The sequence below is a fragment of the Amycolatopsis anabasis genome, from assembly GCF_009765355.1.
Taxonomy (GTDB): Bacteria; Actinomycetota; Actinomycetes; order Mycobacteriales; family Pseudonocardiaceae; genus Amycolatopsis; species Amycolatopsis anabasis.
Genome location: NZ_VTHK01000053.1, coordinates 1 through 12,835 on the forward strand (window position 1 = coordinate 1; position 12,835 = coordinate 12,835).

At 68.9% G+C, this 12,835-nt stretch carries 10 protein-coding genes, 1 tRNA gene and 1 pseudogene; 7 read left to right on the forward strand and 5 right to left on the reverse strand.

Going from position 1 to position 12,835, the window contains the following annotated elements; all coding sequences use genetic code 11:
- A pseudogene (locus FXO23_RS40755) lies at positions 1–1,046 on the forward strand (glycosyl transferase); the annotation flags it as partial.
- Here FXO23_RS40755 and FXO23_RS40760 read toward each other — a convergent pair.
- The gene (locus tag FXO23_RS40760) at positions 1,036–1,503 is read right to left on the reverse strand and encodes a MarR family winged helix-turn-helix transcriptional regulator (protein WP_158892526.1); all 468 of its coding nucleotides are present in this window, start codon (positions 1,501–1,503) and stop codon (positions 1,036–1,038) included. The pseudogene FXO23_RS40755 and the gene FXO23_RS40760 sit on opposite strands and share 11 nt — an antisense overlap.
- 141 nt (positions 1,504–1,644) lie before the next feature.
- Here FXO23_RS40760 and FXO23_RS40765 point away from each other — a divergent pair, with 141 nt between their 5' ends.
- Together FXO23_RS40765 and FXO23_RS40770 are read left to right on the forward strand one after the other, a co-directional pair.
- A complete protein-coding gene (locus FXO23_RS40765; RefSeq protein WP_246258319.1) occupies positions 1,645–3,042 on the forward strand; it encodes an MFS transporter in 1,398 nt (465 codons plus the stop codon).
- A 29-nt stretch (positions 3,043–3,071) separates the two neighbouring features.
- Positions 3,072–3,659, forward strand: a complete 588-nt coding sequence (locus FXO23_RS40770; protein WP_158892528.1) for a carboxymuconolactone decarboxylase family protein — start codon at positions 3,072–3,074, stop codon at positions 3,657–3,659.
- Between the two features lie 271 nt (positions 3,660–3,930).
- Here FXO23_RS40770 and FXO23_RS40775 read toward each other — a convergent pair whose 3' ends face one another.
- Positions 3,931–4,866: a sigma-70 family RNA polymerase sigma factor gene (locus FXO23_RS40775; protein WP_158892530.1), complete on the reverse strand. Its 936-nt coding sequence runs from the start codon at positions 4,864–4,866 to the stop codon at positions 3,931–3,933.
- Between the two features lie 42 nt (positions 4,867–4,908).
- Here FXO23_RS40775 and dnaG point away from each other — a divergent pair, with 42 nt between their 5' ends.
- Genes dnaG through FXO23_RS40790 form a run of 3 tightly spaced genes read left to right on the forward strand, consistent with a single transcriptional unit; the run spans position 4,909 to position 8,129 of the window.
- Positions 4,909–6,798: a DNA primase gene (gene dnaG, locus FXO23_RS40780; protein WP_179957027.1), complete on the forward strand. Its 1,890-nt coding sequence runs from the start codon at positions 4,909–4,911 to the stop codon at positions 6,796–6,798.
- Entirely contained in the window at positions 6,785–7,315 is a 531-nt protein-coding gene (locus FXO23_RS40785; RefSeq protein WP_158892534.1) for a hypothetical protein, read from the forward strand. The genes dnaG and FXO23_RS40785 overlap by 14 nt, the downstream gene beginning before the upstream one ends.
- Positions 7,316–7,373: 58 nt before the next feature.
- Entirely contained in the window at positions 7,374–8,129 is a 756-nt protein-coding gene (locus FXO23_RS40790) for a trans-aconitate 2-methyltransferase (protein ID WP_158892536.1), read from the forward strand.
- Here FXO23_RS40790 and FXO23_RS40795 read toward each other — a convergent pair.
- Positions 8,126–8,323: a hypothetical protein gene (locus FXO23_RS40795; protein WP_158892538.1), complete on the reverse strand. Its 198-nt coding sequence runs from the start codon at positions 8,321–8,323 to the stop codon at positions 8,126–8,128. The two genes, FXO23_RS40790 and FXO23_RS40795, sit on opposite strands and share 4 nt — an antisense overlap.
- A 165-nt stretch (positions 8,324–8,488) precedes the next feature.
- On the opposite strand from FXO23_RS40795, the gene FXO23_RS40800 reads away from it, so the two are divergent.
- Positions 8,489–8,561 (forward strand) — tRNA-Asn (locus FXO23_RS40800).
- 77 nt (positions 8,562–8,638) lie between these two features.
- On the opposite strand, the gene FXO23_RS40805 is transcribed toward FXO23_RS40800, so the two are convergent.
- Positions 8,639–9,772, reverse strand: a complete 1,134-nt coding sequence (locus tag FXO23_RS40805; RefSeq protein ID WP_158892540.1) for a tyrosine-type recombinase/integrase — start codon at positions 9,770–9,772, stop codon at positions 8,639–8,641.
- A 260-nt stretch (positions 9,773–10,032) separates the two neighbouring features.
- A complete protein-coding gene (locus FXO23_RS52775; RefSeq protein WP_158892542.1) occupies positions 10,033–10,320 on the reverse strand; it encodes an excisionase family DNA-binding protein in 288 nt (95 codons plus the stop codon).
- Positions 10,321–12,835: the final 2,515 nt, after the last annotated feature.

The following is a 12,835-nucleotide window of genomic DNA, read 5'->3' on the forward strand; positions in this document are numbered from 1 at the left end:
TTCCGTTGTGGTGGCAGTTCTTCGGGCCGCAGAGCTACCAGTCCCTCGAACACGGCCCGGTGGGCAACGACACCGCCGCGTTCACCCGGTTCGCCAGCGAATCCGTCGCGGGGGACGCCGGGGTCGCCCAGGACGTCGCGATGAACCCGACCGAGGAGAACGCGTTCTTCGGCTGGCCGCTGGTCGTGCTGATGCTGGTGCTCACGGTCTGGCTGTGGCGCGAGGTCCTGGCCCGCGCGGCCGCGATCGCCATGTTCGTGCTGGCGGTGCTGTCGCTCGGGGTCGAACTGACCGTCGCGCACGAGGCCACCGGGATCTCGCTGCCGTGGTCCTGGCTCGCGGACCTGCCGCTGCTGGAATCCGTGCTGGAGTCCCGGTTCGCGCTCGGTTGCGTCCCGGCCATCGGCGTGCTCCTCGCCCTGGCCACGGACCGGGTCTTCGCGCTCACTCCGCCGCCGCGGTTCCGCGCGCCGCGCTGGCTTCGGTCCACCCCGGGCGACGGGATGCCGACCCCGCCGTCGGTGCGGTTGCTGTGGCTCGGCACGCTGGCCGCGGTGCTGGTGCCGATCGCGCCGACCCCGCTGGAAGCCGGGGAGCGCCCGGCGACGCCCGCCTTCTTCACCGCGGGCACCTGGCGGCAGTACGTCGGGCCGGGCGGATCGGTGGTCGCCGTACCGCTGCCGAACTCCGGGGACGCCCGGGCCCTGCGCTGGCAGGTCGACGCGGATCTCGGCTTCCCGATCGCCGACGGGTACTTCGTCGGCCCGAACGGGCCGGACGACAAACGCGGCCGCTACGGCGCGATGCGGCGCCAGACCACGACCCTGCTCGCGCGGGTCCGCGACCGCGGCGAGGTGCCGCCGATCGGGGACGCCGAACGCGAGGACGCGCTGAACGATCTCCGCGCGTGGCGCGCGGACGTGGTGGTGCTGGCGCCGGTCAAGAACCAGCAGGCGCTGTACAACACGGTGAACCTGTTGCTGCGCAAGCCCGGGCAGTACGTCGACGGGGTCTGGATCTGGGACGTGCGTCTGATCACCGCTTAGCGACCGGGGCGTCCAGCACCTCGGCCGCCAGCCTGCGCAGGTACCCGGCGAAGCGGCGCCGGTCCTCGGCGGGCCAGCGGGCCACGAGTTCGTCGAACGCGCGCTGCTGGTGTTCCTGCGCGCTGTCCAGGAACGGTTTGGCGGCGTCGGTCAGGGACAGCTGGGCACGCCGCGCGTCGCGGTCGGAGGTGTCCCGGTGCACGAAGCCGTCGCGGATCGCGTCGGTGATCATGCGGCTGGCCACCGAACGGTCCAGGCCGAGCTGCCGCGCGACCTCGGCGACGGTGACCTCGGCGCCGGCTTCCGCCGCGCCGTGGACCGCCTGGATCACGAAGAGGTTCTGGACGGTCCAGGTCTCCGGCGCGTTCTCGTCGAGCTGCTGGACCACGTCCGGCGCCCAACGGCGAGACCAGAAGCGCACCAACCGGAACAATGCGGGCCCCCCACCAGCGGGCATCGAGCCTTTCCCCTTGTCTGTGTCGTGCTCGGCCACCCGAGCGGCGTAGTAGTGCGACATAGTGCCACGCCCCTGATCTTGGCATGCGGCCGTGCCCGCCACCGCTTGATGCGTGTGTTTCGCACGTATAATGTGTGCGATATGCACACAATCTACGCCCGTTCCGCGCTCGCCCGCGAGCTCGCGTTCGCCGCGGTCCTGCTGGGGATGTTCGTCGCCCAGCTGGACGGCACCGTGGTCGTCGCGGCCCTGCCGGCGCTGGCCGCGGACCTGCACGCGGGGACCGCGATCATCGGCGTGTCCACCGCGTACCTGCTGACCGTCACCGTGTCCACGCCCATCCACGGCCGCCTCGGCGATCTCCACGGGCGGCGGGTGATGTTCGTGTTCTCGGTCTCGGTGTTCGCCGCCGGTTCGGCGGCCTGCGCCGCGGCGCCCGACATCGGGGTGCTGATCGCGGCCCGGGCCGTGCAGGGGATCGGGGGCAGCGGCCTGATCGTCACCGCGATGAGCGCGCTGGGGGAGCTGTTCGCCAAGGACGAGCTGATCCGGCGCCAGGGCTGGCAGACCGCGCTGTTCGCGGTGTCCTCCCTCGGCGGCCCGCCGGTCGGGGGCCTGCTCGCCGGCGGTCCCGGCTGGCGCTGGATCTTCCTGCTCAACCTGCCGGTCTGCCTGCTCGCGCTGGCCCTCGGTGTGCGCGGGCTGCCCGGCCGGAACGCCGACCGCCCGCGCGAGCGGTTCGACCTGCGCGGTTCGCTGCTGATCGCGGTCACCGGCACGATCGTGGTCGCGCTGGGCAGCGTGGAGAGCCTCGGCCGGAGTCCACTGTGGACGCCTTTGCTCCTGGTCCTCGCGGTCGCCGCCGGGGCTGGTTTCGTTGCCGTGCAACGACGTTCATCGAGCCCGCTGCTCGCGCCGAAGGTGTTCGCCGACCACGTGGTCGCGCGTTCGGTGCTGGTGAGCCTGCTCGCCGGGGTGGCCCTGTACGGCACCTTCACGTTCGTCTCCCTGGTCGTCGACCTCGGTTCCGCGGGGGGCTCCGCGCGGACCGGCCTGCTGCTGACCGTGCTGATGGGCGGTCAGCTGGTGGTGTCCACGTCGTTCGCGGTGCTCGCCCGGCGGTGGCCGCGGATGGTGCCGTGGGGACGGCTCGGCTGCGCGCTCGGTGCGGCCGGGCTGGTGCTGATCGCCCTCACCCCGTGGGCGGGCACGGGGCCGCTGATCCCGGGGCTGCTCCTGTTCGGCGCCTCCTTCGGGCTGTGCACGTCGGCCTACCCGCTCCTCGGGCAGGCCCGGGCCCGGCGCGAGCTGCTCGGGGTGACCATGGGCGCCTTCGTCTTCGCGCGGCAGGCGGGCGGCGTGCTGGGCACCGCGGTGTTCGGCTGGGTCGCGCTGCTGGCCACCGGCGGGTTCGGCCCGGCCGGGCTGACCGTGGTGTTCGCCGCGGCGGCGGTCGCGATGCTCGGCGCGTGGCTCAGCTCACCCCGGGCGTCGTCCGAGGCTGTCACACATTCCGCGGCCGTCTCGTCCCCCAGGTGAAAGCGGAGGAACGAACCCAGGAGGACCCGATGCCGCGCATTCCCGCAGTCGCCGTTCAGGACGCCGGACCGCTGCTCAAGCTGATGTACCGCTTCGCGCGCAAGCGTTACGGCGCGGTGCCCGAGCCGTTCGCGGTGTCCGCCCACCACCCGAAGCTGACGCGCGTGAGCGGTATGCACGAAATGCTCGTCGAGAAGGCGGCGAAAACGCTGCCGGAGAACGTGCGCGAGCTGGCCGTGTACCGGACGGCCGTGCAGCTCGGCTGCTCGTGGTGCGTCGACTTCGGCACCATGCTCCAGCTGCACTCCGGCCTGGACATCGACCGCCTGAAGACGATCGACGACTACGCCACCTCGCCGAAGTTCACCCGGCAGGAACGGCTGGCGCTCGCCTACGCCGACGCGATGACCACCACGCCGGTGAGCGTCACCGACGAGCAGGTCGCCGAGCTCGAGGCGGAGTTCGGGCGCAAGGGCGTGCTCGAGCTGACCTACCTGGTGGCGCTGGAGAACCTGCGCGGCCGGATGAACAGCGCGCTGGACATCACCGACCAGGGCTTCACCTCGGGCGACGCCTGCCGGGTGCCCTTCCCCGTCGACGCCACTCCCGGGTCGTGAGCGTTCCGACCGGTTCTAACCGGCGTAGCCATTCACGACCCCGATGATCGGCAACCTCGGCCCAGAAGGAAGGCGCGCCCAGTGGCGGAGGCGTGCCCCGCTGGTAACCGAAAGCGCCCGCGTTTCGAGTCCTCGGCTGCACTTTCCCGCCGAAGCGCCGCGCTTGCGCGGCCGGATCGGTTCGGCACCTGGTCGCCGGGTGGGGTGAGTCGTGAGCGTTCCGACCGGTTAGAAACCGGCGTAAACACTCACGACGATGCCTGCCGGGTGCCTATGCCGGAACGTGCGTGAGCTTGTCCGGGTTGCACATGTCGTAGACCGCGACGACCTTGCCGTCGCGGAACGACACCGCCTGCACGTGCGTGTCGAGGTCGAGGTACCCCTCGCCGCCGGGCGTGGCGGGCAGGTACAGGCCGAGGTCGCCGTTGACCAGAACCGGTCGCGCGACGCCGAACGCGCCCGGCGCGTACTTCTTGAGCAGGCCCTGGTAGAAGCGGATGAGCTTGTCCGCGCCCACCATGATCTGCCGGGTGGTGCGGGCCTTGCCGTTCGAGTCGCCGATGAGGACCACGTCCGGGTGCAGCGCCTCGGCCACCGCCTGGATGTCCCCGGTCATCACGGCGGTCACGAACCGCTGCAACATCTCCTGCTGCTCGTCGAACGCGGCGCGCGGCGGGGGCGCGGCGTCGTCCAGGGCCCGCCGGCCGCGCGAACCGTGCTGGCGGGCCGCGTCCGGGGAACAGCCGAGGATCCCGGCGATCTCGCCGTAGGGCACCGAAAACGCGTCGTGCAGCACGAAGGCCACCCGCTGTTCCGGGGTGAGCTTGTCGAGCACCACCATCGCCGCCAGCCGCACGCCTTCGTCGCGGACCGCGACCTCCAGCGGGTCCTCGCCCGGGGTGCCGCCCAGCGGGGTGACGATCGGTTCGGGCAGCCACTGGCCGACGTACCGCTCCCGCCGGGCGGTGGCCGAACGCAGCCGGTCCAGGCAGATCCGGCCGACCACGGTGGTCAGCCACCCCTTGCGGTCTTCGATCTCGGCGCGTTTCGCCGCCGAAAGCCCGGACAGCCGCAGCCACGACTCCTGCACCGCGTCCTCCGCGTCGGCCACCGAACCGGTCAGCCGGTAGGCCACCGCGATGAGATGCGACCGCAGGCCGGCGAACTCTTCGGCCAGGGCGTCGAGCTGGTGCGGGACGGTGCTCACCCGTCACAGTGTGCCGCACGGCCCCGCACTAGACTCGTCCCCGTGGCAGGTCGGATCCGGGAAAGCGATATCGCCGAGGTGCGCGACCGCAACCGGATCGACGAGGTCGTCGGCGAGTACGTCGCGCTTCGGCGGGCCGGGGGCGGTTCGCTGAAGGGGTTGTGCCCCTTCCACGACGAGAAGACCCCGTCGTTCAACGTGCGGCCCACCCATGGCACCTACCACTGCTTCGGCTGCGGTGAAGGCGGCGACGTCATCAAGTTCATCATGAAGATGGACATGGTCTCGTTCGTCGAGGCGGTCGAGCGGCTGGCCGACCGGGTGGGTTTCCGGCTCACCTACGAGGGCGGCGGCGGAAGCGTCCAGCGCGACCGCGGCACCCGCGCCCGGATGGTCGAGGCGCACCGGGTCGCCCAGGAGTTCTACGCCGAGCAGTTGCACACCCCGGAGGCACGCGCGGCCCGGGACTTCCTCAGCGAGCGGGGTTTCGACCAGGTCGCCGCGAAGACGTTCGGCTGCGGTTTCGCCCCGGCGGGGTGGGACAAGCTGACCAAACACCTGCTGAACAAGGGTTTCGAGCTCACCGAGCTGCTCAAGGCGCAGCTGGTGAAGGAGGGCCGCCAGGGTCCGATCGACCGGTTCCACCGGCGGCTGGTCTGGCCGATCAAGGACGTCGGCGGGGACATCGTCGGTTTCGGCGCGCGGCGCCTGTTCGACGACGACCGGATCGAGGCGAAGTACCTCAACACCAGCGAGAGCCCGATCTACAAGAAGTCGCAGGTGCTCTTCGGGCTGGACCTGGCCAAGAAGGAGATCGCCCGGCGGCACCAGGTCGTGGTCGTCGAGGGGTACACCGACGTGATGGCCATGCACGCCTCCGGGGTGCCGACCGCGGTCGCGTCCTCGGGCACCGCGTTCGGCGAGGACCACATGAAGGTGCTGCGCCGCCTGCTGATGGACGACGACGCGTTCCGCGGCGAGGTGATCTTCACCTTCGACGGCGACGAGGCGGGGCAGAAGGCGGCGCTCAAGGCGTTCGAAGGGGACCAGACGTTCGCCGGGCAGACCTACATCGCGGTCGCCCCGGACGGGATGGACCCGTGCGAGCTGCGGCTGGCCAAGGGCGATGCCGCCGTGCGCGACCTGGTCGCCCGGCGGATTCCGCTGTTCGAGTTCGCGATCAAGAGCATGCTGTCGGCCTACGACCTGGATTCGGTGGACGGGCAGGTCGCGGCGCTGCAGCGGACCGTGCCGCTGGTCGCGCGGATCAGGGACCGGGCCAGCCGGGACGGGTACGCGACCAAGCTCTCCTGGTGGGTCGGCTGGCAGGATCCCGGCCAGGTCGTCAGCCGGGTGCGGGGTGCGGCGGGCGCGTCCGACAAGCGCGCCCCGGCGCGGTCGGCCAAGCGGGTCAACGGATCCGATGGCGAAGGCGGGCTCACCCGGCCGGCGCCCGGCGATCCGAAGTTCTCCGCCCAGCGGGAAGCCCTCAAGGCCGCCCTGCAGGAGCCCGCGCTCGCCGGGCCGGAATTCGACGCCCTGCCGGAAGAAGCGTTCACCCATCCCACCTATGTCGTGGTGCACCGCGCCATCCGGACCGCCGGTGGCGTGGCCTCCGGGCTGACCGGTCCGGCGCTGATCGACGCGGCGACCCCGCACTGCCCGCAGGGGATCGCGCGGACCGTGCTCAGCGAACTTTCGGTGGAACCGTTGCACGCCAAGGGGGAGGCCGACTCCCGGTATGTCGGCGGCGTGCTCGCCGCGGTGCAGGAGAACCTGGTGGGCCGGCAGATCGCCGAGATCAAGTCGAAGCTGCAGCGGTTGTCGCCGGTCGACGCGGCCGAGGAATACCGGGCGCTGTTCGGTGACCTGGTGGCGTTGGAGCAGTACCGGAAGGCGTTGCGGGAGCAGGCGATCGGTGGGCTGGACTGAACTGGTCAACCGGTTGTTCGGCGACCGGTTGCCGGAGGGTTTTCCCGGCTCCCTCGACCCCGAGGAGAGCGCACTGGCCAGCGCGCCGGTGAGCGGGGGCGGCCATCTCGTGGTGACCGCGCTGGGCCTGTGGGTGCCCGCGGGCGAGGGGGCCCGCCGGATCGGGTGGCACCTGATCAGCAAGGCGGCCTGGCGCGACGAGACCCTGACCGTCACCGAGGCCGAGGAAACCGGTGACGCGGGTGCGTTCGTGGTGCTCGCCGACCGGGACCCCGTCCGGTTCACCGTGACCAGGCCCGGCAAGGTGCCGCTGATGGTGCGGCAACGGGTCGACGGTTCGATCCGGTCGCGGCATCGCGAGGAGTTCGCCTCCGGTGGCGCCTGGTTCGTCCAGCGCAAGGTGCCGGGCCGCGATGGGACCGTGCTCCAGGTGCGTCCCGATCCGGGGACCGATCCGGACGTCGTCGCCGCGATCGCTCGGGAGGCCGCGGCGAAGCTGGCCAACCCTCCGAGTTAGCAGTACGCTCGTACTGAGTAGCTAGCAGTACGGGCGTACTGTGAAACTGGGAGGCGCCATGTGGGATCCGGGCAAGTACCTCGACTACGCCGACCTGCGGGGCCGCCCGTTCTTCGACCTCACCGCCCGGGTGGGCGCGATCAGCCCGCGCCGGGTGGTGGACCTGGGGTGCGGCCCGGGGAACCTCACGGCGGCGCTCGCGCAGCGGTGGCCGGACGCGGAGCTGGAAGCGGGGGACAGTTCACCCGAAATGGTGCGTGCCGCCCAGGCCGCGGGCGTGCGGGCGCGGTTACTCGACGTGCACGACTGGGTGCCCGCCGGGGACGCCGATGTGGTGATCACGAACGCCGTGCTGCAGTGGGTGCCCGATCACCGTGAGCTGTTGCGCCGCTGGGCGAGGCAGCTGCCGTCAGGCGCTTGGCTCGCGATGCAGGTGCCGGGCAATCTGGGCGCCCCGTCGCACGTGCTGGCGCGGCAGGTGGCGGCGGAGTGGCCGGAGCTCGCCGGGGTGAACCTGCGCGGCGAGGACGCCGTGGACGATCCGGCGGGTTACGCGGAGTTGCTGGCCGGGGCGGGTTGCGTGGTCGACGCCTGGGAAACGACGTATCTGCAGCGCCTCACCGGCGAGAACGCGGTGCTCGAGTGGATCACCGGTACCGCCCTGCGCCCGATCAGGGCGGCGCTGGCCGAAGATGCCTGGCAACGGTTCCGGGAGCAGCTCGCCCCGCTGCTCGACGAGGCGTACCCGCCGCGCCCGGACGGCACCACGTGGTTCCCGTTCCGCCGGGTGTTCGCCGTCGCCAGGGTCCCCTAGCCCTCCTTGCGGGCGAACGGGAGCCGATCGCCCACCTTCTCGCCGATCTTGGCCCGGGCGATGCCGGCGGCGCCCTGGACCGCCGGGTGGTCGGCGACCTTGCGGTAGGTGCGCACGATCTGCTCGTAGCGCCCCCGCCCGGCCTTCGCGCCAAGCACGTAGCCCACGGCCGCGCCAAGCAGAAAAGTCTTCATGCTCTCGCTGCGCCTCCTCTCGGTGTTCAGCTGCTGTACACATTGTCCATCAGTCCGGAGGACCGCGCCGACGCCGGACTGACCGGGGTGGGTGCAACCCGCCGATCGGGCATGCGTTAGAGTTCCTATCCGTCGGACAGAGCGATCCGCCCGACACCAGAGCATTCCCCTGTAGCTCAATTGGCAGAGCATTCGGCTGTTAACCGAAGGGTTGCTGGTTCGAGTCCAGCCGGGGGAGCAAAGCCCCAGGTCACAGGCCTGGGGCTTTTGCTTTCAAGATCGACAAACCCCCGACCCAACAAAAACCCAACAAATTCACTCGGCTTCGGCCTCCTCGCCGTGCTGGCCGCCGTCGTCGTCACGCAGGATATTTTCCAGCGCGTCCGCGGTCGCCTCGTTCGCTACACGCTTGGCCCGGTAGTGCTCCTCGACCACCTTCGTCGTGTTGCCCAGTTGGTCGGCGATCGCGGTGGTGGGCAGGTCCGCCTCGTCCAGCACGGTTGCCACCGTCTTGCGCCATACGTGCGAGGTGACCCACTCGAACCCGCACTCGTCCATCGCCTGCCGGATACGCTTGATCACGTTCCCCGGGTCTTGCCACTCTCCGTTCCAGGAGGGGAACAGCGGACCGCCACCGGAGGCGAGTTTCCGCCGTCGCCACATGGGTACCGACCAGTCGGGCGCACGGAGCAGGAGTCCGGGTTCGCCGCCCTTGCGGCCGTCCATCCTCAGCAGGCCCACACCCGGTTCCCGCACGATGTGGTGGCCGAGCAGGACGGTCTTCTTGGAAGGCTCGATTTCGTCGCCGTCCAGTGCGAGTAGTTCGCCGAGGCGGGACCCGGTGGCCAGCATCGCGCGGACGATGTCGGGCAGGTCCTGCCACACCTGTGCACGGCGTCCGAGGCTGCGGCCTTTCGCGTCGACGCTCCGCTTGCGGCCGTACTCCTCCAGTTTGGTCAGGAGATCGTGACGCTGTTCGAGCGTCATGGCCTTGACGTCCCTCTTCTTGCCCTTGGCGAGTCGGGATGTCGACTTCACGGGGTTGACGTCCATCGCGCCGAACCGCACGGCGAAGGCGCAGATTCCGGAGAGCACCGCCCTCAGTGATTTCGCGGTCTCGAAGCTCTTGTCCCGGCCCTTCTGGATCAGGCGGTTGCAGGCCATTGCCCTGATCTCGCGGGCCTGCAGTTCCCCCAGGTGAGGTTTGATCCAGTTGCGGACGTAGCCCTCGTACAGGCGTGGAGTTTGGGGTGACTTGCCGGCGAGCTTGTACTCTCGTTTGAGTTCTTCCAGCCAGAGGTCGCAGATTTTGGCGAAGCGTGTGTCGCTGGCGATTTCGCCGGCGATTATTTCTTTGGCGAGTTCTTGAAGTCTCTCCTTCAGTGCGTTGGTCGCTTTGGTTTTGGTGCCGCGGGTTCGCTCGACCAGCTTGGAGGAGCCGTTGCCCATGCGGATGCGGGCTTTTGCTATCCAGCGGTTAGGGTCGAGTTGTGTGGCTTTGATGTTTCCGTGTGTTCCGACTGGGGTCGGTGGCCTTCCGATGGGTCATCACCCCCAGAGGCAGAAGGGAATAACGGCGGTGTTCTGTTGGATTCCGCATCTAGTGACTCGTGCGGTGTGGGGCGGGAAGTTCGCGGGAGGGTTTCGCGGTGAGGTGGCCGCGTGGGTTCGTGTTCAGGGATTTGACTGTCAGGCTGTTCGGGCAAAGCTCACTGGCGCGGTTCTCGGGTGAGGCGTGTGATATTTGCTCGGCCTGCTTGGTCAGGCGAGTCGGCTTCTTTCGGGGGGCGCGCTGTCTGCAAGTACCTCTCTAATTCGAAGTCTGGGATGAGGTAATATCGTCCAGCGGGGACAGCGCCGAGTTTCCCGTCGTGGATGAGGCCCAGCACGGTCTCGTAGGGAATGCCGAGTTGTATGGACACTTCCTTCGGCTTCCACGCGCGCCGCGGCAGGGCATCGGCGTCACGATGGGGCTTGCTGTTGCCGCTCGTGGTCATGGGTGTCGTCACCTCCTGGAGCGCTGCGGTCAGCGCGAAACAAATGCCTTGGGACTAGGCAGATTGCGTTGGGGAGGGACGCATTTGTGGCACGGCGCAAAGCCCGACACTCGCGCGGCGCCGGGGATTGTTGTGGCTGCAGGCGCAGGTCGCCCGGCTGGCCGCAGGGTTACCTTCGCGGCGCCGCGTTGTGTTCGACGGTGCCGCTAGTCATCTGACTGGTGATCGCTTGCGCTCCAAGCGATGTGGGTATTGCTTGGGCTCCTGGAATTGGCGGGAAGGTTGGGCGACCCTGCGACCGCTGCCTCGGTTCGTGGTGTGCGGATCGGTGGTGGGCCAGTTGAGTCGTTCGTTGTCGGCCTATTCGTACGGGTGTCGTGGTAGTCACGGGCATGCCGTCCTGTCGTTGGACAAGCGAAGGCTTCGCTGAATTCCACCTGTCTGGATTTCGGGGCGGGCGTGGACGGGAGCCCCGTAGCGGACCCGCGCCGCGGGTTTGTCAAGCCCGCCTCCTCGTGTCGCGACCGGACTGGTGGTGTTGCGGGCTTGACAAACCCGGCGGGTCCGCTGTGCTGGGCCCGGCCACGCCCGCCCGGAATCCAGTGGGCCCGGAGTTCTAGGCGTGTTGTACCGACCGGTTGGCCACCGTTCGCGGTCCATACCGGATATGGTTGCCGATCTTGATCCAGGGTGTGGGCCTGCTCGTCGCTGCGCCATTTCGTCAGGGTCTTTTCGGGTAGCTTAAGGAAGGCTGACAGGTCCTCGGGGATCCATAACGGCTCTGGTGGGTGGTGCCTCGTCATGATCGCTAGCTCCAGAAGATCGTTGATGTTCAGAGCTTTGTGCGCCGGAGGTTCTGCCAGATCTGCTGCAGGTTCATAGCGCTGCGTTGTTCGGCACGAGCGGCAGCGCCCGTGCCGAAACACTGCGTGGCCGGGAATGCCGGGATCATGCGTGCGCTTGGTGAGTAGCGTTGCGAAAGATGCGGGGAGGTGTGCAACTCTCAGCGACAGGCGTGCGGATCGAACTGGTAGAACGTGGCCGGGGTCATATACCTACATCACCCTCCGCGCATCATCGACCCCTTGTCGTAAATTGACTGCTTACTGCGGGAAGCGCGCCGACTCTGCCGGGATGCCCGGCCCGTCTGCCCCGGCAGCGCGCCCGCCTCGGTACGGTCACGCAAGTGAACCCTTTACAAACCAAGATGCGCGGATACCCCCGTTTTGTCAACTAGCGTGAGTGTCCATGGGGCGATTTGGAAGGTTCATTGCATCGCCAAACGGGGGCACGCATCCCTTGGTGGAAGGATTGCGGTGCGGAAGCGAGGACGGTCCAGTCTCCGGATGTTGCGGTCCCTGAAGCAACTCTGTCGGCAGCTGCGGTGAGAACCCGTCGGCGGCTCAGCCAGTCGATCCACGCGGCTTGGTGGGTGCGACACATCCGCCTTAGCTGAGTTCGCCTCGCCGCACGTCGGGCCCGTTGCTCGTCTGAGGTGAGCGCCTGCCACCAGGATCGCTGATGGTACAGCGAGGAGAGAACTCTCGCTATCGAGGGCGTGGAATTCATGAGGCGGTTGATGGTGTGGAGGTTGTGGCGCTGGCAGCGCAGGCGCCAGGAGTTGCGCTCTTGGTCGTGTGTGCGGCGAAGACGGGCGAGGTCGGCAGCACCGCGCGGTGCCGGGGCGGGGGCGTACCTTCCAGTGGGGGAATTTCGTCTCTGCTGTTTGATCTCGTTCGCTAGGTCGGGTGCGGGGAGCCACGCGTCGGAGTCCGTGCTGCCACTGTCGTATTTTCGTGCTCGGCGGATGATTCCCAGCTCGAGTGCGGCGTCGCGAGCTCTGCGAATCGTTTTCGGATCGAGCAATGCGGCTTCTGCCCAGGATCGGGTGGAGATTGAACCGCCGCGGTGGGCGATGGGGGCGGCGAGGGCATGCAGGGCGGCGAACAGGCTTCTGGGTCTGACCCCGCCGGGGAGCCGATCTCGCCCGTCGATGTGTTTACGGGCGGTCGCGAGAAGCACCTCGCTGATCGTGGTGATCAGGCGGTTGCGGTACGCGCATGTGGATTCTGTGGGCGCAGAGCGGGAGAAATTCTCGTGGCTCCTCGTGTTGAGTCGGCGCGGTCGCTGTCGACGCGCCTCCTCCAGCGCTGGTAGCTACCGTGATACACGCCAGCGGTCATGGCCGAGGAAGGAGGCTTGGGGTGGCGATGCTTCGCGGAATCGGCGCCACGCTTGCTCTTCAGTCGTTCCCTGTTCGGCGGCCGCGATCGTCACGGCAGGGGACCAGATCCATCTGCGCCATGCGCGCTCGCCGATCTCGGCGGCCTTGCTACCGCGGAGGTTGGCTGCGTTCCAGGCTCGCCGGGTCGTCCACTGTGCGCGTGCGCGAGCGAGCGCGTCTCCGAACTCGCGTTCGGATCGACTGGATTGGTGGGGAGAGTGGCGGCGAGCTCGGCGACGTGGGAAGCGGTGCATGCGGCTGCTCGCCGCTTCGTGCAGGGGCGACGATGTG

Coding starts and splice junctions, on each gene's coding strand:
- FXO23_RS52775 (WP_158892542.1), bottom strand. CDS start 10,320: ATGACCACGAGCGGCAACAGCAAGCCCCATCGTGACGCCGATGCCCTG.
- FXO23_RS40790 (WP_158892536.1), top strand. CDS start 7,374: ATGTGGGATCCGGGCAAGTACCTCGACTACGCCGACCTGCGGGGCCGC.
- FXO23_RS40760 (WP_158892526.1), bottom strand. CDS start 1,503: ATGCCCGCTGGTGGGGGGCCCGCATTGTTCCGGTTGGTGCGCTTCTGG.
- FXO23_RS40765 (WP_246258319.1), top strand. CDS start 1,645: ATGCACACAATCTACGCCCGTTCCGCGCTCGCCCGCGAGCTCGCGTTC.
- FXO23_RS40795 (WP_158892538.1), bottom strand. CDS start 8,323: ATGAAGACTTTTCTGCTTGGCGCGGCCGTGGGCTACGTGCTTGGCGCG.
- FXO23_RS40805 (WP_158892540.1), bottom strand. CDS start 9,772: ATGGGCAACGGCTCCTCCAAGCTGGTCGAGCGAACCCGCGGCACCAAA.
- FXO23_RS40770 (WP_158892528.1), top strand. CDS start 3,072: ATGCCGCGCATTCCCGCAGTCGCCGTTCAGGACGCCGGACCGCTGCTC.